This is a genomic window from Acinetobacter sp. YH18001 (assembly GCF_013416975.1).
Lineage (GTDB): Bacteria > Pseudomonadota > Gammaproteobacteria > Pseudomonadales > Moraxellaceae > Acinetobacter > Acinetobacter pseudolwoffii.
On sequence record NZ_VPEU01000009.1, the window covers coordinates 54,720 to 76,586 of the forward strand.

Consider the following 21,867-nt stretch of genomic DNA (forward strand, 5'->3'; position numbering starts at 1 on the left):
ATGCTACGATGTTTGAAAAGATTTTAATTGCCAACCGTGGTGAAATTGCCTGCCGTGTGATTCGTACAGCAAAAAAACTCGGTATTGCCACCGTTGCCGTATACTCCGATGCCGATGCACAGGCACAGCATGTCAAACTGGCGGATGAAGCGATCTATATTGGTGAATCACCAGCAGCACAAAGCTATTTACAGATCGAACGTATTATTCAGGCGGCCAAAAACACCGGTGCGCAAGCAATTCACCCAGGTTATGGCTTTTTGTCGGAAAATGACCAGTTTGCCCTGGCCTGTCAGGACAATAATATTGTCTTTATTGGCCCGCCTGTCGATGCCATTTTGGCGATGGGTCTCAAAGCCACCTCTAAAGCGTTGATGGAAAAAGCTGGTGTGCCTTTAACCCCGGGCTATCACGGTAGCAATCAGGATGCCGACTTCCTGAAACAGCAGGCTGACAGCATCGGCTATCCGGTGCTAATCAAAGCCAGTGCTGGCGGTGGCGGTAAAGGCATGCGTCTGGTCGAGCGCAGTGAAGATTTTCTGAGTTCGCTGGCTTCATGTAAAAGCGAAGCGCGTTCCAGTTTTGGCAATGAAGATGTGCTAATTGAACGCTATGTGATTCAGCCACGTCATATTGAAGTACAGGTTTTTGGCGATACCCACGGCAATTATGTGCATTTATTTGAACGTGATTGCTCGGTACAACGTCGTCATCAAAAAGTCCTTGAAGAAGCGCCTGCACCAAAAATGCCAGAAGACAAACTTGAAGCGATGCGCCAGGCCGCGATTGATGCCGCACGTGCGGTCGATTATGTCGGTGCCGGTACGGTAGAGTTTATCGTCGAGCAAGATGGTACTGCCTATTTCATGGAAATGAATACCCGTTTGCAGGTTGAGCACCCGGTCACTGAAATGATTACAGGTCAGGATCTGGTGGAATGGCAACTGCGCGTAGCTTTTGGTGAGCCTTTACCCAAACAGCAGCATGAATTACAGATCCACGGGCATGCACTGGAAGCACGTGTCTATGCCGAAGAACCAGAGAAAGGCTTTATTCCTGCGATTGGCCAGATCAGCTATTTACACTATCCAGAGCAAAATGACTGTGTACGTGTGGATAGTGGCATTGTCGAAGGTGATGAAATCAGCACCTATTATGATCCGATGATTGCCAAACTGATTGTCTGGGGCAAAAACCGCGAAGCTGCTTTAACGCAAATGCATCATGCCCTGGGCCATTTCCATGTGGATGGTTTGGGCAATAATATTGCATTCCTCGACCGTTTGGTGCTGTGTGATTCGTTTAAAAATGCCCATCTGGATACCGGCCTGATTCAACGTGAAGAAGAGTTCTTATTAAAACCTTCGACTGAGATCAATGCTGAACTGATCGTTAGTGCTGCATTCATCGAATTATTATCACGCCAAGCTCAAAACCCGGTTGCGAATAACTCAGTCTGGCAACAACACGCTTTCTGGCGCCTGAATCAGCAAAATGCATATACAGTGCAATTACAACGCAATGGCATTATGCTTAAAGTTCAGTTCAGTACGCAAGAGCAAGGTTTTATCGCCACTTATAATGGTCAGCAGATTCAGCTACAAGGTCAGTTGATTGATGCACATACTTTAGCTTTGCAACTGGCAGGCAAACAGCAAAAACTGGCCTTTAGCCAGACTGAACATGGCATTACCCTGTTCCAGAATGGTCAGACACATAAATTCGAGTCTATCCAGCCGGATTATGATCAGCATGATGATCAAGGGACAGAAAACAACCTCACTGCACCAATGCCAGGTGTGATCACGCAAGTACTGGTCGCTGCCAATGACAAGGTCAAAAAAGACGATGTCTTGATGACGCTGGAAGCGATGAAAATTGAATACTCGATTCGTGCACCACATGACGGCATCATCGCCAGTTCATATTTCCAGAAAGGTGATCAGGTCAAAGCCGGTGATGAACTGATTGAGTTCCAGCCACTGACGGAGGATGTTGCATGACCGAATTTGTCAAAATTGTAGAAGTCGGGCCACGCGATGGCCTGCAAAATGAAAAAACGCCATTAACGCTGGATGACCGGAAAAATCTGATTCTGGATCTGATGAAAACCGGTTTACAGGCGATTGAAGTCGGTTCCTGTGTTTCAGCCAAATGGGTGCCACAAATGGCAGACAGCGATCAGCTGTTTGCCGGCTTGCCCAAAGACCCAAATATTCAGTTCAGTTTACTCACGCCAAACCTGAAGGGCTTTGAAGCAGCACTGGCGGTGGGTTGCAAGGAAGTTGCGGTCTTTACCGCAGCGTCCGAAAGTTTTACCCGAAAAAATATCAACTGCTCGATTGATGAAAGCTTTGAAAAGTTTGCCGATGTGATGGCAGCCGCCAAAGCCAATGATATTCGGGTACGCGGTTATGTGTCCTGTATGGTGGACTGTCCTTATGAAGGTGCGATTGATCCGAAACAGGTGGTCAAAGTCACGCAGCGTCTACTGGATATGGGCTGCTATGAAGTGTCATTGGGTGAAACCATTGGTACAGCCACACCGGATCGGGTGCAAAAAGTCTGGGATGCTTGCCTGGCTCAGATCGATACCAAGGTTTTGGCAGGTCATTTCCATAATACCTATGGCATGGCCATCGCCAATATTTACCAGTCGCTGTTACAAGGCATCCGGGTATTTGACTCCTCCATTGCTGGCCTGGGTGGCTGTCCTTATGCCAAGGGTGCTTCAGGCAATGTTTCAACTGAAGACCTGTATTACCTGCTCTCGAATATGGGCTTTGAAACCGGTATTCAACTGGATGCCCTGATGCAGGCCAGCCGTAATATCAGTGAGGTATTGCAGCGCAATAATCCCTCCAATTATGCCAATGCCTATTGGCAAAAAGCCTGTGCCTGACACTCAATAAAAGAAATACCCGGACACGATACAAGTCCTCAAGGATATACATCAGTAGTTTCCTGACCAAAAAGGAATCTGCAAGAAAAGAATAAATCGAGGTAAAAAATGTCAAATAAAGTTTATGACAGTGCAGAGGCCGCTTTAGACGGCGTGGTTCAGAATGGACATACACTGGCAGTCGGCGGTTTTGGTTTATGCGGTATTCCGGAAGCATTGATTGCCGCATTGAAACAGACTGGTGCCAAAAATCTGACCTGTATTTCCAACAATGCCGGAGTCGATGGTTTTGGTTTGGGCGTTTTACTGGAAACCAAACAGATTCAAAAAATGATTTCATCTTATGTCGGCGAAAATAAAGAATTCGAACGTCAATACCTGAGTGGCGAACTGGAAGTCGAACTGACCCCACAAGGCACCTTGGCGGAGAAATTACGTGCTGGCGGTGCCGGTATTCCGGCTTTTTATACCGCCACCGGTGTCGGAACCGTGATTGCTGAAGGCAAGGATGTGCGTGAGTTTAATGGCAAGTCTTATATTCTGGAAGAATCCTTGACTGCCGATGTTGCCTTGGTCAAAGCCTATAAGGCCGATAAAGCAGGTAATCTGATTTTCCGTAAAACTGCACAAAACTTTAATCCGGTCTGTGCTATGGCCGGCAAAGTCACCGTGGCTGAAGTAGAAGAAATTGTCGAGATTGGTGCGCTGGATCCGGACGAAATCCATCTACCCGGTATTTATGTGAACCGGATAGTCTTAAATACCCAACCGGAAAAACGTATTGAACAGATGACCTTAAAGGCGGAGGCTTGATCATGGCTTGGACACGTAATCAAATGGCGCAGCGCGCTGCACAAGAGCTGGAAGATGGTTTCTACGTTAACCTGGGGATTGGTTTACCAACGCTGGTTGCTAACTACATTCCAGAAAATATCAACGTCTGGCTGCAATCGGAAAATGGCTTGCTCGGTATTGGCGAATTTCCAACGGCTGAAACCGTCGATGCCGACCTGATTAATGCTGGTAAACAGACCGTGACTGCCCGTAAGGGCGCTTCTTTCTTTTCCAGTGCCGATTCCTTTGCCATGATCCGTGGCGGTCATGTCAATATCGCCATTTTAGGTGCCATGGAAGTGTCCGAAACTGGCGATCTGGCCAACTGGATGATTCCGGGCAAAAAAGTCAAAGGTATGGGCGGTGCCATGGATCTGGTCGCAGGGGTACAAAAAGTCGTGGTGTTGATGGAACACTGCGCCAAAGATGGCACGCCTAAAATTGTTGCGCAATGCAGTCTGCCCCTTACCGGACAGGCTGTGGTCAACCGGATCATTACCGATTTAGGTGTGCTGGATGTCACTCCAGATGGTATTCAACTTGTTGAGCTGGCACCAGAGGTCAGTTTTGAGGAGATTCAGAAAGTCACGGGTGTGGCTTTACAAAAAATAGCAGCTTGATTTTCCCGACCCTTAAAATGAAAAATTTTAAGGGTTTCTTTTCGACCAAAGAAAACTCTAATTTTAAAAATGAATGCAGAATAAATGGATTTTAATCATGCAAACAGAACAAAATATCTTACAACGCTTCGCCCTGCGCGTCAGTGACTGGTCAGAAAAATGGTTTCCTGATTCTTATATTTTTGCCCTGCTCGGTGTCATCATTGTCGCAATTGCCGCTATCGGAATTGGCGCGCCGGCACAGGACGTTGCCATTTCCTTTGGTGACGGGTTCTGGAGCCTGATTCCCTTTACCTTGCAGATGTGCATGCTGATCGTGGTCGGTTATGTGGTTTCGGTTTCAAAACCAATGCAGCTTCTGATCCGAAAAATGGCACGTTTGCCCCATTCAGGGCGAGGTGCGATTGTATTGGTCGCGACAGTCAGCCTACTCATTTCCCTGATTAACTGGGCCATGAGCACAGTTCTAACTGCATTACTCGTGATTGCACTGGCACAACGTAAAGAACTCAATATGGATTACCGCGCTGCAGCCGCAGCAGCGATTATCGGGATGGGGGCCACCTGGGCACTCGGCATCAGTTCCTCTGCTGCACAATTACAGGCCAATAAAAGCAGCCTGCCTGAACCGATTTACAATCTGACCGGTGTCATTCCATTTACCGAAACGATTTTCCTGCCGCAATCCATGATCATGACGGCGGTTCTAATTATTGCCTCGATTGCCATTGCCTACTGGTCAGCGCCGAAAGGCAGTCATATTAAAACCATTGAACATTTTCCGGTTCAGATTGAAGAAGGAAAACCGGAAGAATCTTCATCAAAACGTCCGGGCGACTGGCTGGAAAACTCACCTATTTTAAGTATTCTGATTGTGGTGCTAGGTGCTGTATGGATGTTTAACGAATTTTCCGAAAGCAATCCTATTCTGGCCATCTCCAGTTTAAATACCTATAACTTTATCTTCCTGATTTTGGGTGTCGCACTACATGGCACACCACGGAATTTTCTCAATGCCGTTTCCAAGGCTGTGCCAGCAATTTCGGGTGTGCTGATCCAGTTTCCTTTATATGGCAGCATTGCCTTTATGATGACCAATGCGCTGAATTCTGCCGATCTGTCCCTATCACACTATATTGCCGAATTTTTCGTTTCGATTGCTTCACAGGAAACCTTTGCTATCGTGATGGGTCTCTATTCGGCAATCCTGGGTTTCTTCATTCCTTCCGGTGGAGGTAAATGGATTATTGAAGCCCCTTATGTAATGCAGGCTGCGCATGATCTGAAAGTGCATCTGGGCTGGTCAGTGCAGATTTATAATGCTGCCGAAGCCTTGCCCAATCTGATCAATCCTTTCTTTATGTTGCCGATGCTGGGCATCCTGAAGTTAAAGGCCAAAGATGTGATCGGTTTTACCGTGACCCAACTGGTTTTTCATATCCCGCTGGTGCTGTTTTTACTCTGGTTCCTCGGCCGAACTTTGACCTATAGTCCACCGGTCTTTTCTTAATTTAAGCCATATAAAAAGGACGAATCATTCGTCCTTTTTATATGGCTTAAATTATTTCAGCTGGCTTTCTTTTCTACAACACCCTCGCTATCCACTGCACGTATAGTACCTGTTTCAGTATTAACCACTTCAAAAGCTACGCGGCGGTTCTGAAACTGTCCGGCAGGTGTCGCATTCGGTTCAACAGGCTGGTCCTCTCCCACGCCTACAGCTTGCAATTGCGCAGGATCAACCCCCTTTTCAATCAGATAACCCACAATTGCTTGCGCGCGTTGCACAGACAGCACTTTATTCTCAGCCTCACTTCCTTGCGCATCGGTATGTCCTTTGACCTTGAGAATAACATGCGGTGCGCGCTGCAATAATGCGGCAGCCTGATCCAGTACCGATTTATTCACTTCCGGTACGGCAGTCGATGCAGTATCAAAATTAATAATCTGCAAATTCAGTGCAGTCGCAACATCTAAGGCCTGAACATGATCAGTTTTGATACTCGCCAATGCTTGTTCTGCATCGCTATTGGCAGCCTGAATCGCCTCACTCCTATTGACCGGCTGTTGAGTCACAACAGTGACATTTTTGGCCAGATTACGAATTTGTGTTGCCAGACGTTCTGCTTCTGCATTACTCGCTGCACGTATAGCAACCTGATTACCAATCCAGTCTAGTGAGACATTTGGCATGCCTTGAATCAGTTTCAAAACGGAAGGAATGCTATCCTGATCAATAAATTCCGAATGATAAACCTCACTGCTGAGCGCGCCACAACCAATATTATAATTAAAGATCTGTTTAATCTCGGTTTGCAAAATTTGCATATATTGGGGATTATTCAGCTGTAACTGACAACTGATAATTTCACCATTAGTGCCGGTACTCAACTGTAAAGAAGCGGGTTGGGCTGCGGCAATTTCACGGGTCGTTTGGGGGTTTGCCGAATCCTCAGCATCATCCTGCATACAGCTACGAACAAAAAACAGGATTAAAGCTGCCAGAATCAGAAAAATAATAAACGGCCATAAAAAACCGGTTTTTTTCTGCTGCTGTACCACAACAGCATGTTCTGGTTCTAGTTCAGGCGCCTGATTCAAATGCTGCCCCGCCAATGGAGAAACACCTAATGCCGCTAAAATCGATCCGGCCCAAACAGGTAATACACGCTGGATCGATTCGGCGTGGGTTTCCAACAAATGACTAATCGCTTCTGGACTTGAAGCACCGGCTTCGGTCTGTAAAAAATTGAGGGTCGGTACAATGGCCCGATTCAGGGTCTGCTCTATTTGATCTTGTGGCGCGCTCTGATCAAGTTGATCCAGAAACTGCTGCTTTAATGCCGGATTTGCATTGAATAATTCATGAATCTTTGGATTGAGTTGCTGACCAAGAATCTCGATCCAGGCGGGACGAGCACGTAATATACTTAAAAATACGGGATAGAACTGCGCCAAAGCTTGATCTTTGGCAAATAAATGCTCTGTTTCACCTTGAAGCACAATGGCCGTAACATCACTTTTTAAGCGTTCCATAAAGTCTATATTCATAATCGTCACCATTCTTTTGATTTTTCTAATGTTTAATATTTAAGCAGTGTAACGAGCCCTATTTTTTGAAAATGTAAATAATTGTATGAATATCATAAAGTTTCACTATTTTTGTTAGTGTGGCACTTTGCCAATACAATTTAAAAAATAAAAAAAAGCCAGCCGAAGCTGACTTTTATAAAGTTTGTCTTACTTAAGCAACATAAGTTTGAATCACTTTACCCAGTACTTTTTGATTGATTAACGGTGTATTCTTACCTTGTGACACGATGCTTTCTTTATCCAGGGTCCATTCCAGTTCCGGATCTAGTAGTACCCAACCTGATTCATTTACCCAGCGATCTGCCATTTGTGCAACACGAGCCGGAGCCAAGGTTACTTTTTCTACCCATTCCAAGGGAGTTAACAACCCCTCACGAATCAGTTGCAGACCAAAAGGCACATAAGTATCAAAAGCAGTGAATCCTGGTTGCGTTTCTGCAAACGGCGCCATTTTCGCAGAGCTGCTCAGCGGTTCATGATGGGTGCAGATTGCATCAATCACACCGGATTTTACTCCCTGACGCAGCAATTCTTTATCCTGTTCTGAACGAAGCGGTGGACGCACATGTGCAAGAGAATTAAAACCGTCAATCAAATGATCGGTCAGATGCAGCTGATGCATTGCTACATCACAGGTCACCGGCAAACCTTTTTCCTTGGCAATACGGATCAATTCGACAGATGCACCACAAGACAACAGACCGAAGTGTGCGCGTACATGGGTGGCTTCAATCATGAGCAAGTATTTGGCGATTGCCACGGTTTCAGCCAGTGCCGGAATCATCGGCAAGCCCTGACGTGAAGCAATAAAACCTTCATGTACGCAGCCATCTTTGGCAATTTGTGGTTCTTCTGCATAGAACACCACTGTCAGGTCTAAACCTGCGGCATATTCAAGTGTACGCAAGACTACATCATCATTGGCAAACGGCGCGCTGGCATTGGAAACGGCACTACAACCACCTTTTTTCAGACCAGCCATATTTGCCGGCTGTTGACCATTTAAACCTTGGGTTTGCGCACCAATTACCTGCAAATAGATCCCACCATCCAGCATGGCTTTTTCAACCAGACCGTGAATCAACGCACCATTGTCTTGAACAATCGGTTTTGAATCTGGTGGGGTAAATACATGCAGGATACCGTTAGCTCGTGCTGCCTTACCTTCCGACTTTAAAGTCCCATGTTGCTGCTGGCCTGGCTCACGTAGACGTGCACACAGGTCAACCATGGTAGGCATCAGCCATTTGCCTTGACCATCAAGGGTCTCGGCAACGTCTGAGGATGCCTCTACACGCTTACCATTTTCGAGATAAACCGTTTCGATCGAATCTGTTTTTGCAATTGGGTCGAGAACACGGACATTTTCAATTTTTACAATAGACATGACTTATTCCTTATACCGCAATCGCTTCAATCAAACCCTGTTCCTGTAACTGCCCCTGCATCGCCAGTGCCAGTACTGCCATACGCACCGCAATACCATTGGTCACCTGATGCAGAATCACCGACTGTGAGCCATCTGCAATGCTGGAATCAATTTCCACCCCACGGTTCATTGGTCCCGGATGCATCACGATACAATCCGGCTTGGCCATCGCAAGACGTTCTTTGTTCAGACCATACATTTTGTAAAACTCGGCTTGCGAGGCAAGTGCTGGAGAATCAATCCGCTCGTTTTGAATACGTAGCGTAATAATCACGTCGCAGTCTTTAATGCCCTCTTCCATCTTGTTAAACAGACGAACACCATCGCCATATTCTTCAAAGCCTAATGGCAACAAAGTATTGGGTGCAATCACCCGGATATCTTGACAGCCCAAAGTTTGCAAGGCGGCCACATCTGAGCGTGCCACACGCGAATGCTTGATATCGCCGATAATAGCGATCGACATTTCTTCGAATTTTTTATTGGTTTCACGGCGAATGGTCAGCATGTCCAGCATGGCTTGCGTCGGATGCGCATGACGGCCATCACCGGCGTTAATAATGGCGACGTCTGGGCAGACATCTTTGGCAATAAAATGTGCTGCTCCAGAAGATGAATGACGTACCACGAAAATATCGGCCGCCATGGCTTCCAGATTCCATAAAGTGTCACGCAGGGTTTCACCTTTAGAGGTACTCGAACGGGCAATATCGATATTCAGAACGTTGGCAGAAAGGCGCTTGGCAGCGGCTTCAAAGGTAGTTCGGGTACGGGTAGAGTTCTCGAAAAACAGGTTCATCACCGTTTTGCCTTCCAGCAAATTATTGGTGATGAGCTGATTTTGGTCATTAAAAAAGGACTGCGCAGTGTCCAATATTTTTGTCAGGGTTTCTTTGGAAAGACCTTCGATGGTCAAGAAGTGTTTTAGATTACCTTCTTTATTGAGTTGAATCTGGCTCGGTGTATGCAATGCCGCCAAGTGCATGAGAGATTCCTTATGCGTTAAGTCAACATATTATACAGAGATTGGCCAGTCTGAGTAGTTGGCAATGTGACTACTTGTACAAAAACCACCTCGATAATAAAAATAGAAATTGAAATTCCTATGTATTTTTTCAATAAGATAATTTAACCATTTTTCCATCCTGCTGACTTTTAGTACAAAATTATGGGGCTTCAGTCTGGCACATTCACACCCATCGTTTTATCGCAGCGCACCGATATAATGATGTGCAACCTGTGCACGGTAGATATCGTCCTGATCGGGTTCAACCGAGACCAATACCTCCTGCTGTGGCAGATGTGCAGATTTTTCAAACTGTTGCTGCCGAACCACAGGCAGATCCCAAACCTGTTTTAAACGCTCGATTAAACGCTGCAACTCTGGATCTTGGGTCTGTTCTACCAGTTCAATCACATGCCGTGCATAGTCCAGATTTTCTGCCAGATAAAGCGCATCCACGACCCGGCCTGACACACGTCTCAAACGTGTATAAATTAAAGTGGCCACTGAAAAAGCGTCATGGTTGCGTAACTGATTCTCTAACATTTTAACCCCCATTATAAAATTGAAAAATCAGGCAGCCATCGCTCTCCTCCGACTGACTGCCTGATTTGCTGTGTATAGAGCAAAATGCGTACCAGTTCATCAATTTATCATGTGAATATTATTTTTCACTCGTACACGGCAAGGCCTTTCAGAGAATTTAAAAAGCTTTCAATATAAAAATACGGTAAACTTGGCGCAGTTTTTTATTTATCTTTTTTGGTCTCTCTATTATATGAATACCTCTCCACGTTTAAGCAATTATTGGGTCACCTGTGCCGATGGTCTGGAAACCTTATTAGAAGAAGAACTACAAGGCTTAGGTGTTCAGAATATTGAGCGTTTTCCCGGTCGTTTAATCTTTAAAGGCAGTCTGGAAAATGCTTATCGGATTTGTATGTGGTCACGTCTGGCTTCACGTGTGCTCATGCCGATCCATACCCATGAAATTGAATTTTCTCACGATGCCCGTGATGTGGCAGAAGAGCTATATGAAGGTGCAATCAGCTTTGACTGGTCGCTCATTTTTGCACCACAAAGTACCTTTGCGATTCGCTTGCATGTCGAGCGTGACATCAAGGTCAATACCCAGTTCGCAACTTTGCGTGCCAAAGATGGTGTCGTAGATTCCTTCATGGAAGCTGTGGGTAAACGCCCAAGTATCGATACCAAACAGCCAGAAATTACCATGTATATTCTGGCTGGGAAGAAAGAACATACCTATTGTCTGGACTTGTCCGGCGACTCATTACATAAACGTGGTTATCGCCACTTTATGACCGATGCACCAATCAAGGAAAATCTGGCTGCTGCAATTTTGCAAAAAGGTCAGCTTAAACAGATTAATCCGGACATCATTGTCGATCCAATGTGTGGTTCAGGTACCTTTATCATTGAATCACTGATGATCCTGACCGACCGTGCACCGGGTCTGGTGCGTCGTTTCGGTTTTAATGGCTGGAATGGCCATGACCATGAACTCTGGATGGGCATTAAAGCTGAAGCAGCTGAACGCCACCAAGCGGCAATGGAAAATCCATTACCGCAATTCTATGCCTTCGATGCAGACTGGGAAGCTGTAAAAGCGACACGTCAAAATATCATCGCGGCAGGTTTTGAAGCTGCTCTCGACAATATCATGATCGAAGAGCGTACTTTAAATGACTGGCCGGATTTTCAGGCTGAAGGCAAGAAAGTCTTCTTCGTAACCAACCCGCCTTATGGTGAGCGTCTCGGTGATAAAGCGCAGAATCGTTCTTTATATCTTGGTTTATCGGCTTTACTGCAAAAGAATTTCCCGAATCAAAAAGCGGCGGTGATTGCCTCTCAAGTCGAACAGGCTGACGTGCTGGCCTTTAATGATCCGCAAATCCTGCGTTTGATGAATGGTAAATTGCCGATCTATATCCGCTTTGGTACGGTTAAACCTGCGGCTGTGGTGCGTCCGTTTCTGGAAGGTTGGCAGCCGCAACAATTCGAACCAATCGAAGGTGCGATGGAGTTTGCCAACCGTCTGACCAAAAATATGCAAGCCCTGAAAAAATGGGCAGTCAAAGAAGGCGTACACTGTTTACGTCTGTATGATGCCGATTTACCAGACTTTAATGTCGCGGTGGATCTGTATGGTGAGCGCCTGCATGTGCAAGAATATGCTCCACCTAAAACGATTGACCCTGAAAAAGCCAAGAAACGCTTTAACCTGGCACTGCAAGCCATTCGCGCTGTGACCGGTCTGGGCCGTGATGCGATCTTTATCAAGACCCGCGCACGTCAGGAAGGTAAAAACCAGTACACCAAACAAAGTACCGCATCGAAGCGTTTTATCGTACAGGAAGGTAAGGCCAAGATTCTGGTTAACCTGACCGATTATCTGGATACCGGTCTGTTCCTGGATCATCGTCAAATGCGTTTGCGTATTGCCCGTGAGGCCAAAGGCAAACACTTCCTGAACCTCTACAGCTATACCTCTACGGCGAGCCTACATGCTGCCTTGGGTGGTGCTGCAAGTACCACCAGTGTCGATCTTTCCAATACCTATTTGAACTGGTCGAAGGAAAACTTCGTGCTGAACGGTTTAACCGTAGATCACGCCGATGAACAACATCAGTTCTTTGCATCTGACTGTTTTGAATGGCTCAAAGAAGGTCATGAGCAATATGAGCTGATCTTTATTGATCCACCCACCTTCTCAAACTCGAAAAAATTCTACGGGACGTTTGACGTACAGCGCGACCATCTATCCTTGCTGAAACGCGCCATGAACCGTTTAACCAGCGATGGTACCCTGTACTTCTCGAACAACTATCGTGGTTTCGAGATGGATGAAGAAATTCTGGCGTTCTATGATGTCGAAGAAATTACTCAAGAAACCATTGGGCCTGATTTCAAGCGTAACCAGAAGATTCACCGTGCCTGGAAAATCGGCCATCCTAAAGTGTAATCACTGGTATTAGATTGTGATAAAACAAAAGCCTGTTCAGTTGAACAGGCTTTTTCTTCTTAGATTCGCTGTTAAAAAGCGACTTACAAATTATTGTGCAGTTAAGAACTTCTTTTCACCATACAGATAATGCATGGACAGTTTAAACACATCACCATCTCGCTGAATTTGCTGATTAGCTTGCATCGCACTCAGCATTTGCTCCAGCTCTTGATCGGACATATTTTTACCTGCGGCACGCATATAATGATGAGTGAAGGTTTTTACTACCTGTTTATTGAAGCTGATATCGGTTTGCACTTCTAACAGATTTGGGAACATTTTTGCCAAGCTTTCCAAGGTGGTTTGATGGCCTGGCATTACTTTTCCGACTAAATCTGCCTGAATACTGCCTGTACCTAACTTTAACTGATTCTGCTTCGATTCAAACTTGAAGCCATCATTAATCACCGCCAGCATGGCTTGTATAGCATCTTTTTCAAAATTTCCTGCTTCCAGACAAGAGTTATTTTGCTTTTGCAGAATATCAAATAATATCTGCATTTTCTGACGCTGTAAGTCTTTGAGCTCCCAGTTGAGTTCTAAATCTTGCATCGCAGGGACATTATTTAAGCCCATTTCGGCAATTTTAAATTTTGATTGAACATCTACTGTACGCTCATGCAGTTGGGTATCCATACGCCAGCTCAGGTCTTTCAGTTGTCCTGAGCCTTCTGCTTTAGCATCCTGGCGCTGCATTTTGACAATATTGAACTCGAAATAACCCGGTTCTAAATACTGCGCATTTAAGGTCTGATTGGTTTTAAAATGCACACCCTTGAGTTGTGTATTTCCAGACTGATCACGAATAGACAATTCTGGCACATCAAAACTCATATTTAAAATTTTATGTTGTCCCTGACTCTGTTTTGCCTGAAACTTGATCTGTATAGGCTCAATTCTGGTATATAAACCTGCTTCTTTTTTTTCGATGACAGGGGTTTGTAATTGTGTGGTCGATACACCCAACCAGTTGACTTGCGTCGTCACTTTTAAAGGTTGCTGAAAAAATTCAGCATATTCGCCCTGTCCTTGTGCTAAATCGAGTTGAGAATGAATGGTATAGCCTTTCCAGGTACGCTGAATTTGGTCTTGACCATTAAATACTAATTTTTCTTTGGCATTACACGCGTCTGGCACAATGCTCATGCTCCACTTGGCCGTGCCTTGTAGAGCCCCCATAGCGTAGTCAGTATATTGCACACTAATGTTCGGCGCTGGTTTTAAATTTTGTTGATAATGCGCTTTCAAGCTCTTATCTGCATATAAATTACCCGTGCTCACAGCCCCCGCCAACACCACGACACCAATTCCACCCCATACTATTTTCGACATAGTTTTTGCTCAGAATTTATCTATTTTTATTGAACATAAATTATAGTTAATCTTAAAAAATAAAGATAATTGTTTTGCAAATAAATCACTTAAACATAATATTCATCACAAAATATTAAAAATAGCTGTCACTTTTAAGCAATTTTTTTACTGATATGACCTGAATTGTCAGCCATCAAAAAACCTAGCCGAAGCTAGGTTTTCTGAAAATTAAAAGGACAGGCAATATTAGCTAAGTTTCATTTTCTCGAAGATTAAATCACCCGCTTCGGCCTGGACCAGAATCGTATCACCCGGCTGGAATTCCCCTGCAAGGATTTTTTGAGCCAGACCATTTTCAATACGTTGCTGGATCGCACGTTTTAACGGACGCGCACCATACAGCGGATCGAAACCGGCATCAATTAACTGATCGAAAGCACTATCATCTACCGACAGACGCATATCACGCTCTGCCAGGCGCTGACGCAAGCGATTCAACTGGATATCGGCAATACCGCGAATCTGGTCTTTTTCCAGCGCATGGAAGACCACCAGTTCATCAATACGGTTAATAAACTCCGGACGGAAATGTTCCGAGACCGCATTCATCACTACTGTACGAACTTCATCACGTGTTGCATTAACGCCCAGTTCACGCACATCCTGCGAACCCAGGTTCGACGTCATAACGATCACGCTGTTTTTAAAGTCCACTACCCGGCCTTGCGAGTCAGTTAAACGACCATCATCCAGCACCTGTAGCAAGATGTTAAACACATCCGGATGCGCTTTTTCGACTTCATCGAACAAGATCACGCTATAGGGTTTACGACGTACCGCTTCCGTCAGCACCCCGCCTTCTTCATAACCCACATAGCCCGGAGGCGCACCGACCAAACGACTGACCGAATGTTTTTCCATGAATTCAGACATATCAATACGAATCATGGCATCGTCACTATCAAACAAGAAGTTTGCTAATGCTTTGGTCAATTCTGTTTTACCCACACCCGTTGGACCCAGGAACAGGAATGAGCCACTTGGACGGTTCGGGTCTGACAGACCTGCACGTGAACGGCGTACCGCATTCGATACTGCCACCACGGCTTCTTCTTGCCCCACCACACGGTTATGCAGGAACTCTTCCATATGCAGCAGTTTGTCACGTTCACCTTGCAACATTTTCGCCACAGGAATACCGGTGGCCGCACTGACCACCTCGGCAATTTCATTGTCGGTGACTTTGTCACGCAGCAGTTTCGGTGCTTCACTTTCTTCAGCTGCTTCAATACGCTCCAGCTGTTTTTGTAACTCTGGAATGACGCCATATTGATACCGTGCTGCTTCAGCCAGATCACCTTCACGTTGCGCCTTGTCCAGTGCAATACGGGCCTGATCCAGTTTGACTTGAATGTCTTTATTACCAGCAACCAAGGCTTTGTCGGCACGCCAGATTTCTTCTAGGTCCTGATACTCTTTTTCAACCGTGGCGATCTGGTCAGACAGATATTGAATCTCAGCTTTGGCACCTGAGTCTTCATCTTTTTTCACCGCTTCCAGCTGCATTTTTAACTGAATCAGACGGCGCTCCAGTTTATCCAAAGCTTCTGGTTTGGAATCGAGTTCCATTTTAATGCGTGATGCTGCTTCATCAATCAGGTCGATGGCTTTATCCGGCAACTGGCGATCGGTGATATAACGATGTGACATTTTCGCTGCAGCAATAATCGCAGAGTCCAGAATCTGTACCCCGTGATGCGTTGCATAGCGGTCTTTCAGACCACGCAGAATCGCAATGGTGTCTTCCACACTCGGTTCATCCACCAAGACTTTCTGGAAACGACGCTCGAGCGCTGCATCTTTTTCAATATACTGACGATATTCATCCAGCGTAGTCGCACCGACACAGCGCAGCTCGCCACGTGCCAGCGCCGGTTTCAGCATGTTACCGGCGTCCATCGCACCATCACCCTTACCGGCACCCACCAAGGTATGCAGCTCATCGATGAATAAGATGATTTCGCCTTCGTGTTTGGCAATATCTTTCAGAACGGCTTTTAAGCGTTCTTCAAACTCACCACGGTATTTGGCACCGGCCAGTAAAGATCCCAGGTCCAGCGATAAAACACGTTTACCTTTCAGTCCTTCAGGTACTTCACCATTAATAATCCGCTGTGCCAGACCTTCGACGATTGCCGTTTTACCCACACCCGGCTCACCAATCAGTACCGGGTTATTTTTGGTGCGGCGTGACAGAACCTGAATGGTACGGCGGATTTCATCATCACGGCCAATCACAGGATCAAGCTTGCCTGCCAAAGCACGTTCAGTTAAATCAATGGTGTACTTATTCAGTGAATCACGCTGATCTTCATGATTATTGCTCATGACTTTTTCATCGCCTCGAAATTGATTAATGATCTGGCCTAAGGTTTCTGCCTTTAGGCCAACACTGTTTAATAAGGTTTTTGTGTTACCTGTTTCTGCCAGCGCCAACAGTACCCAATCTGTAGATAGAAACTCATCTCCGGCTTTTTGCGCGAAGCTGTCTGCCAAATGTAATACTTTTGCCGCTTCAGGGCTGAGATTGATATCCGCGGAGGGATTGCTCAGGGTTGCTGCATTACTTAGGGCCGTTTGCAGCTTGGTTTGCAATTCACGCAGATTGGCGCCGGCCTGCTGCAGCAAGCTGACATTGGATGCTTCATCCATCAAGGTGGCCAGAATATGAATCCCATCAATCGAGCTATGGTCTTTAGTCATGGCCAATGATTGTGCATCGGAAAGGGTTTGCTGCAGGCGATTGGTAAATTTCTCAAAACGCATTTTTGTTATTCCTCACAACAAATTTTCTACTTGATGGATATATGGGTGCGATTAATCAGATTTCAAATTATTTTTGTATATTTTTCAAAAACTTATTATCAAAAAATATACAGATTTCAATTATAATATTGGTGTAGTCAAATCATATTTCAAGTAAGCGAAAGAGAATTTTTAATGAGACCCCAAGACTAGCGCTAACTCATCATCTTGATTAAGCTATTTAGTTGTATCGGGATAATTTAAAACAAAATTGGCTTACATATGCTGTCCTAACCCTTCTACCAAATGAAGAACTTCAGAGAGTTTCTGTTCAGTTTGAATCAATACTCGAGGTGATTAATGGCCTTATCACTGATAAAGAAAAATTAGTTCAGCAACTTCCGTATGGCTTTCGCTCATACTTTTGTTTGGGACAAAGTAGTTTCATGATTCATTTTTATAAGAGCATCTTTTATGGATGATGTTTTAATTATGCGGATTTGACGATCCTTTCCCATACTCTTTTTCATTAAAATAAGCGTGTAATCAACAATAAAAAAACACCCTCAATCAAGGGTGCGTCTAAATAACGATAAAAATTATGGAGCCGGATTTGGCTGCTGACAGTGAATCGCTTCAATACCTTTCAGTACGTCTTCAGATAAATCGATTTCAAAGGCCTGAATATTTTCTTTTAACTGATCCAGATTGGTGGCCCCAATAATAGTACTGGTTACAAAGAACTGCTGTTTGATAAAGGCCAAAGCCAATTGCGTCAAAGTCAGACCATGCTGCTCGGCCAGTTGTGCATATTGTTCGGTCGCCCATTCACTTTCCGGATTGCTATAGCGGCTAAAGCGCGAATATAAAGTAACCCGAGCATTGGCAGGACGCGCACCATGACGGAATTTACCGGTCAGATAACCGAATGCCAAAGGTGAATAAGCCAACAGGCCTACACCTTCGTATTTGGCAATTTCTGACATGCCCATTTCATAAGTACGATTCAATAAGCTATAGGGATTTTGCACACTGACAAACTTAGATAAACCAAGTTTTTCAGCCAGATGTAAAAATTTCATGGTGCCCCATGGGGTTTCATTGGACAGGCCGATATAACGAATGCGGCCTTTTTGAATCTCTTGATGTAAAGCGGTTAAGGTTTCTTCCAGACCTGTTACTGCACGATCTTCTGCCGCTTCTACATTACCATAGCCCAGCTTGCCAAAGAAATTGGTTGGACGTTGCGGCCAGTGCAGCTGATATAAATCGATATAATCGGTTTGCAGACGTGCCAAGGACTGGTCAATCGCTGATGCAATTTCATCTGCAACGAAACGGGTTCTGCCATCCCGGATATGACTGCCGCCTTGTGAAGGACCGGCAATTTTTGAGGCCAGAAAAAGTTGGTCACGGCCACCGCGAGAGGCAATCCAGTTACCAATCATACGCTCGGTTGCACCTTGCGTTTCAGGTTTTGGTGGTACCGGGTACATTTCAGCAGTATCCCAGAAATACAGTCCCTGATCCAAAGCATAATCCAGTTGCTGAAAAGCCTCTTCCTGTGTGTTTTGCTCACCAAATGTCATGGTGCCCAAACAAATTTCCGGCAAAAGAATGCCTGTATCTGCCAATGGTCTGAACTGCATAAAAAAATATCCTTAAAATTTATCGGTCGTTTATTGCGATCACATGCGCTATAGCCTATCGGAATGATAAGGGGACTTAAATTATCTTTTCTAAAAAGCTTGTGCCAAATTGTTATGTTCGAATGAATTTGTGCTTTTAAAGTAGGGATAAAAAAAGCAAATCAGAAGATTTGCTTTTTTTTATTTTTGACTTATTCGTCTTCGAGCTCACCGGCACTGACCGTTTCTGGCTCCTCCAGAGAAACATCGAAAATCAGAATGGCTTTACCATCAGTTTCAATCATACCCTGTTCTTCAAGTGTCTTCAGTACACGGCCGACCATTTCGCGGGAACAACCGACAATACGGCCAATTTCCTGACGGGTAATACGAATCTGACGGCCATTTGGTAAAATCATCGCCTCAGGCTGAGAAGACAAGTCGATCAGGCAACGTGCAATACGGCCTGAAACATCAATGAATGCCAGATCAGTCACTTTACGTGTGGTATTTTTCAGACGGCGTACCAGCTGAGCAAATACCGCATAGCTCAGATCAGGATATTGCTTGCTGATTTCATGAAAATTTTCATAGGTGATTTCAGCAATTTCACACACATCACGTGTACGAACTTCTGCAGTACGTTGTGGATTTACCTCAAATAAACCCATTTCCCCAAAAAAGTCACCTGGATTTAAATATGCCACGACAATCTCACGATCATCATCTTCACGAAGAATGATGGATACAGACCCCTTCAAAATCAAATACAAAGATTTAGATTCTGATCCTGCATCAATGATCGTAGTACGTTTTGGATAACGATTAATATATGCACGTTTTAACAGTGCTTTCACGGATTCTGGTAATTGCCCCGGAGAAAGCGCATCTGTGCTCAATTGTGAAAAGTTTGAAGTCATGCTTACGGTTCCGAATATGGATAATGTATAGATCGCACAAGACCTAATGTGAACTTGTCACACAGTGGGATTGAAATTCCGTATCAACCCAATTTATGTTAGTGTACAGTTACTTGACAAATTTATAGCTTTTTTTAGGTAGTTGCAATGCAAACAAGCGTTCATTGGTTAGAGAATGTTGCTTTTGAAGCAAAAACTCAAAGTGGTCACACCATCATTATGGATGGTTCAGCGGAATATGGCGGTGAAAACCGTGGTCCCCGTCCAATGGAACTGCTTTTAACCGGTCTGGGTGGCTGTGCATCTTTTGATATTGTGACCATTTTAAAGAAAGCCCGTCAGGATATTAGCGATGTACGTTGTGAGTTAAAGGCTGAACGTGCGGATACAATTCCGGCAGTTTTCACGAAAATTCACTTACATTTTGTCGTGACAGGCAAAGCCATTAAAGAAAAACAGGTGGCAAAAGCCGTAGAACTTTCTGCAGAAAAGTATTGCTCTGCCAGCAAAATGCTTTCGGATGGCGGCGTTGAAATTACCCATGATTATGAAATTATCGAAGCAGAATAAACTTGCAATCTTCTAAAAATAGCAGCCTGAATGGCTGCTTTTTTATCCCAACAAATTGCCGGGAAAAATTTCTGAAGACTCTATCTGATTAAGTCCCTTGAACCAGGTAATGGGTGCCATCTTCAAAGATCAGAATATTGTCTGGAAATCTTAAAGCGCCAAGTCGATGTCTGAACGCGACGCCCTGCTGACGATCGAGATAGCGTTTGCCCACTGAATAGTCTACACAAAATACGTTTTGCTGTTGTCCATACCATTGCAGCGCATCGATCGATTTAAATAGGCCGGCCTTTTCTTCAGTAGTGTTAAAGTTTCGCCAATAATGCCCGGTAATCACTGGAATTTGATCGGTATAGCTGTCCCACCATGGCAAACGATCGATCATGCGCCATCGGCCACCGGCGTAAATGGGTTGCACCGCGATCTGTTCTGCACCTGAAGTGATGACCCGAATTGGATTGTGCATCTGCTCACGCAGCTCTTTTTCTGCGAGGTGTTGCAATAAAGGTAAAGTTGCAGCTGGGTCTTTGAACTGGTGTTGGTATTGTTGCTGTTCATTCTGTATTAATTCATTAATACCTAAGGCTTGCAAATCCAGCGCTGTATGCTCAACGAATTTAGCATAGGCTTCTCTGAGCGAATTGAAATGAGAATCACGTAATCGATCAATGGATTGCTGATGCCAGCAGGCATGTACCACACGCAGCTGCTCAGACTCGAGCGCCACCGGCAAGCGATTTAAAAAATCCAGAATCCACTTACGGTCTGTGGCTGAAGCCTGTATGGAATCAAAAGGTTTCAGGTCATCCGGATGCGGTGAACCAAAAAACCAGCCATTGCCTTCCCGAAAAGTATCGGTCAACAGGTTCAATTCATGATTGCCAATGACACATTGTGCATAACCTTCATCTACTAGCTGTTTGACCCGCTTGATCACCGCGACACTATCCTGCCCCCGATCACACAGATCACCAACAAAAATCAGTTTACGCTGTTCAGGATGACGACCGTGCCGATCATAACCCAATACATGAATCAGTTGTTCCAGTGCTGCAATCTCGCCATGAATATCCCCAACGATATCCACGGGGCCAGTGAAAGCCTGTTGTATAAATGAATATTTCACTTATGCATCCTGAGTTAAAATGAAGCCAGATGAACATCCTTGGAGTATGCTTTAAATTTGTTTAGATCGGAATACAGAACACTAGATACTTTAAATAGTTCAGTTAAAATATGTCAGGTTTAAATAAAGATTTTTTATAAAATATATTTTATCTTGATTTTAAAATGACCTAAAAAATACCAGCCATAATCCTTATATACTTTAAGAGTTTAGTCCTGCTATTTTTGTATTTTCTGAGTGCGGGCTGGACTTTATGAAACAATTAAATTTATTACATTAAAATTAAGTCATAAAAAAAGCCCATTCTTTGAATGGACTTTTTTGAATTTTGGTAGGTATATCCACTACCGAAAAACACATTAAGATAATGATTTTAAATAAATTATTTATTAAAAAAAGATCAGTGATACACACTGTGATACAAGAAAATATTTGCTTTTATTGTATCTTTTTGTTTCACTTATTAGTAAGCCAATACCCTTTCATTAAACGGATCAATTTTAATATGAAAATTGTGACAAAGAACTCACTAAACACATTATACTTGTGTGTTTGTGCAGCAATGTTATCTGCTTGTGGAGAATCGTCCTCTAACAAC

At 44.5% G+C, this 21,867-nt stretch carries 16 protein-coding genes; 7 read left to right on the plus strand and 9 right to left on the minus strand.

Going from position 1 to position 21,867, the window contains the following annotated elements:
- The first annotated feature begins 8 nt into the window (after positions 1-8).
- From FTV48_RS05095 to FTV48_RS05115, 5 genes are all read left to right on the plus strand, one after another.
- The gene (locus FTV48_RS05095; protein WP_074382976.1) at positions 9-2,003 is read left to right on the plus strand and encodes an acetyl/propionyl/methylcrotonyl-CoA carboxylase subunit alpha; all 1,995 of its coding nucleotides are present in this window, start codon (positions 9-11) and stop codon (positions 2,001-2,003) included.
- On the plus strand, positions 2,000-2,902 hold the full coding sequence (locus tag FTV48_RS05100) for a hydroxymethylglutaryl-CoA lyase (RefSeq protein WP_100329795.1): 903 nt from the start codon (positions 2,000-2,002) through the stop codon (positions 2,900-2,902). The genes FTV48_RS05095 and FTV48_RS05100 overlap by 4 nt, the downstream gene beginning before the upstream one ends.
- 108 nt (positions 2,903-3,010) lie before the next feature.
- Positions 3,011-3,715, plus strand: a complete 705-nt coding sequence (locus tag FTV48_RS05105; RefSeq protein WP_100329796.1) for a CoA transferase subunit A — start codon at positions 3,011-3,013, stop codon at positions 3,713-3,715.
- A 2-nt stretch (positions 3,716-3,717) separates the two neighbouring features.
- Positions 3,718-4,356 carry a CoA transferase subunit B gene (locus FTV48_RS05110; RefSeq protein ID WP_005096536.1) on the plus strand — a complete coding sequence of 213 codons (639 nt, stop codon included), beginning with the start codon at positions 3,718-3,720 and terminating at the stop codon, positions 4,354-4,356.
- Positions 4,357-4,453: 97 nt separating this feature from the next.
- A complete protein-coding gene (locus tag FTV48_RS05115; RefSeq protein ID WP_005171604.1) occupies positions 4,454-5,866 on the plus strand; it encodes a short-chain fatty acid transporter in 1,413 nt (470 codons plus the stop codon).
- A 56-nt stretch (positions 5,867-5,922) separates the two neighbouring features.
- Here FTV48_RS05115 and FTV48_RS05120 read toward each other — a convergent pair whose 3' ends face one another.
- From FTV48_RS05120 to FTV48_RS05135, 4 genes are all read right to left on the minus strand, one after another.
- Positions 5,923-7,419, minus strand: coding sequence for an OmpA family protein (locus FTV48_RS05120; protein ID WP_179999578.1), 1,497 nt, complete (start codon positions 7,417-7,419; stop codon positions 5,923-5,925).
- 181 nt (positions 7,420-7,600) lie between these two features.
- Positions 7,601-8,836 (minus strand): dihydroorotase, encoded by a 1,236-nt coding sequence (locus FTV48_RS05125; RefSeq protein ID WP_179999580.1) that lies wholly within the window; start codon positions 8,834-8,836, stop codon positions 7,601-7,603.
- A gap of 10 nt (positions 8,837-8,846) precedes the next feature.
- Positions 8,847-9,863, minus strand: coding sequence for an aspartate carbamoyltransferase catalytic subunit (locus FTV48_RS05130; RefSeq protein WP_064095830.1), 1,017 nt, complete (start codon positions 9,861-9,863; stop codon positions 8,847-8,849).
- A gap of 219 nt (positions 9,864-10,082) precedes the next feature.
- On the minus strand, positions 10,083-10,427 hold the full coding sequence (locus FTV48_RS05135) for a hypothetical protein (protein ID WP_159137940.1): 345 nt from the start codon (positions 10,425-10,427) through the stop codon (positions 10,083-10,085).
- Between the two features lie 232 nt (positions 10,428-10,659).
- Here FTV48_RS05135 and rlmKL point away from each other — a divergent pair, with 232 nt between their 5' ends.
- Entirely contained in the window at positions 10,660-12,864 is a 2,205-nt protein-coding gene (gene rlmKL, locus FTV48_RS05140; RefSeq protein WP_005096529.1) for a bifunctional 23S rRNA (guanine(2069)-N(7))-methyltransferase RlmK/23S rRNA (guanine(2445)-N(2))-methyltransferase RlmL, read from the plus strand.
- Between the two features lie 90 nt (positions 12,865-12,954).
- Here the strand turns inward: rlmKL and FTV48_RS05145 are convergent, their stop codons facing one another.
- From FTV48_RS05145 to crp, 4 genes are all read right to left on the minus strand, one after another.
- A complete protein-coding gene (locus FTV48_RS05145) occupies positions 12,955-14,238 on the minus strand; it encodes a DUF945 family protein (protein WP_179999582.1) in 1,284 nt (427 codons plus the stop codon).
- A gap of 228 nt (positions 14,239-14,466) precedes the next feature.
- Complete coding sequence (gene clpB, locus FTV48_RS05150) at positions 14,467-17,046, minus strand: ATP-dependent chaperone ClpB (protein ID WP_179999584.1); 2,580 nt, start codon at positions 17,044-17,046, stop codon at positions 14,467-14,469.
- Between the two features lie 578 nt (positions 17,047-17,624).
- Positions 17,625-18,674 carry an NADP(H)-dependent aldo-keto reductase gene (locus FTV48_RS05155; protein ID WP_159515913.1) on the minus strand — a complete coding sequence of 350 codons (1,050 nt, stop codon included), beginning with the start codon at positions 18,672-18,674 and terminating at the stop codon, positions 17,625-17,627.
- Positions 18,675-18,865: 191 nt separating this feature from the next.
- Positions 18,866-19,573, minus strand: coding sequence for a cAMP-activated global transcriptional regulator CRP (gene crp, locus FTV48_RS05160; RefSeq protein WP_005171629.1), 708 nt, complete (start codon positions 19,571-19,573; stop codon positions 18,866-18,868).
- 147 nt (positions 19,574-19,720) lie between these two features.
- Between crp and FTV48_RS05165 the strand changes: the two genes are divergently transcribed.
- Entirely contained in the window at positions 19,721-20,143 is a 423-nt protein-coding gene (locus FTV48_RS05165; protein WP_005171632.1) for an OsmC family protein, read from the plus strand.
- A gap of 88 nt (positions 20,144-20,231) precedes the next feature.
- On the opposite strand, the gene FTV48_RS05170 is transcribed toward FTV48_RS05165, so the two are convergent.
- Positions 20,232-21,269, minus strand: coding sequence for a metallophosphoesterase (locus FTV48_RS05170; RefSeq protein ID WP_179999586.1), 1,038 nt, complete (start codon positions 21,267-21,269; stop codon positions 20,232-20,234).
- Positions 21,270-21,867 lie beyond the last annotated feature (598 nt).

Bases quoted from the DNA above. Each gene is read 5' to 3' on its own strand.
- FTV48_RS05095 (WP_074382976.1), top strand. From the start codon at position 9: ATGTTTGAAAAGATTTTAATTGCCAACCGTGGTGAAATTGCCTGCCGT.
- FTV48_RS05100 (WP_100329795.1), top strand. From the start codon at position 2,000: ATGACCGAATTTGTCAAAATTGTAGAAGTCGGGCCACGCGATGGCCTG.
- FTV48_RS05105 (WP_100329796.1), top strand. From the start codon at position 3,011: ATGTCAAATAAAGTTTATGACAGTGCAGAGGCCGCTTTAGACGGCGTG.
- FTV48_RS05110 (WP_005096536.1), top strand. From the start codon at position 3,718: ATGGCTTGGACACGTAATCAAATGGCGCAGCGCGCTGCACAAGAGCTG.
- FTV48_RS05115 (WP_005171604.1), top strand. From the start codon at position 4,454: ATGCAAACAGAACAAAATATCTTACAACGCTTCGCCCTGCGCGTCAGT.
- FTV48_RS05120 (WP_179999578.1), bottom strand. From the start codon at position 7,419: ATGGTGACGATTATGAATATAGACTTTATGGAACGCTTAAAAAGTGAT.
- FTV48_RS05125 (WP_179999580.1), bottom strand. From the start codon at position 8,836: ATGTCTATTGTAAAAATTGAAAATGTCCGTGTTCTCGACCCAATTGCA.
- FTV48_RS05130 (WP_064095830.1), bottom strand. From the start codon at position 9,863: ATGCACTTGGCGGCATTGCATACACCGAGCCAGATTCAACTCAATAAA.
- FTV48_RS05135 (WP_159137940.1), bottom strand. From the start codon at position 10,427: ATGTTAGAGAATCAGTTACGCAACCATGACGCTTTTTCAGTGGCCACT.
- rlmKL (WP_005096529.1), top strand. From the start codon at position 10,660: ATGAATACCTCTCCACGTTTAAGCAATTATTGGGTCACCTGTGCCGAT.
- FTV48_RS05145 (WP_179999582.1), bottom strand. From the start codon at position 14,238: ATGTCGAAAATAGTATGGGGTGGAATTGGTGTCGTGGTGTTGGCGGGG.
- clpB (WP_179999584.1), bottom strand. From the start codon at position 17,046: ATGCGTTTTGAGAAATTTACCAATCGCCTGCAGCAAACCCTTTCCGAT.
- FTV48_RS05155 (WP_159515913.1), bottom strand. From the start codon at position 18,674: ATGCAGTTCAGACCATTGGCAGATACAGGCATTCTTTTGCCGGAAATT.
- crp (WP_005171629.1), bottom strand. From the start codon at position 19,573: ATGACTTCAAACTTTTCACAATTGAGCACAGATGCGCTTTCTCCGGGG.
- FTV48_RS05165 (WP_005171632.1), top strand. From the start codon at position 19,721: ATGCAAACAAGCGTTCATTGGTTAGAGAATGTTGCTTTTGAAGCAAAA.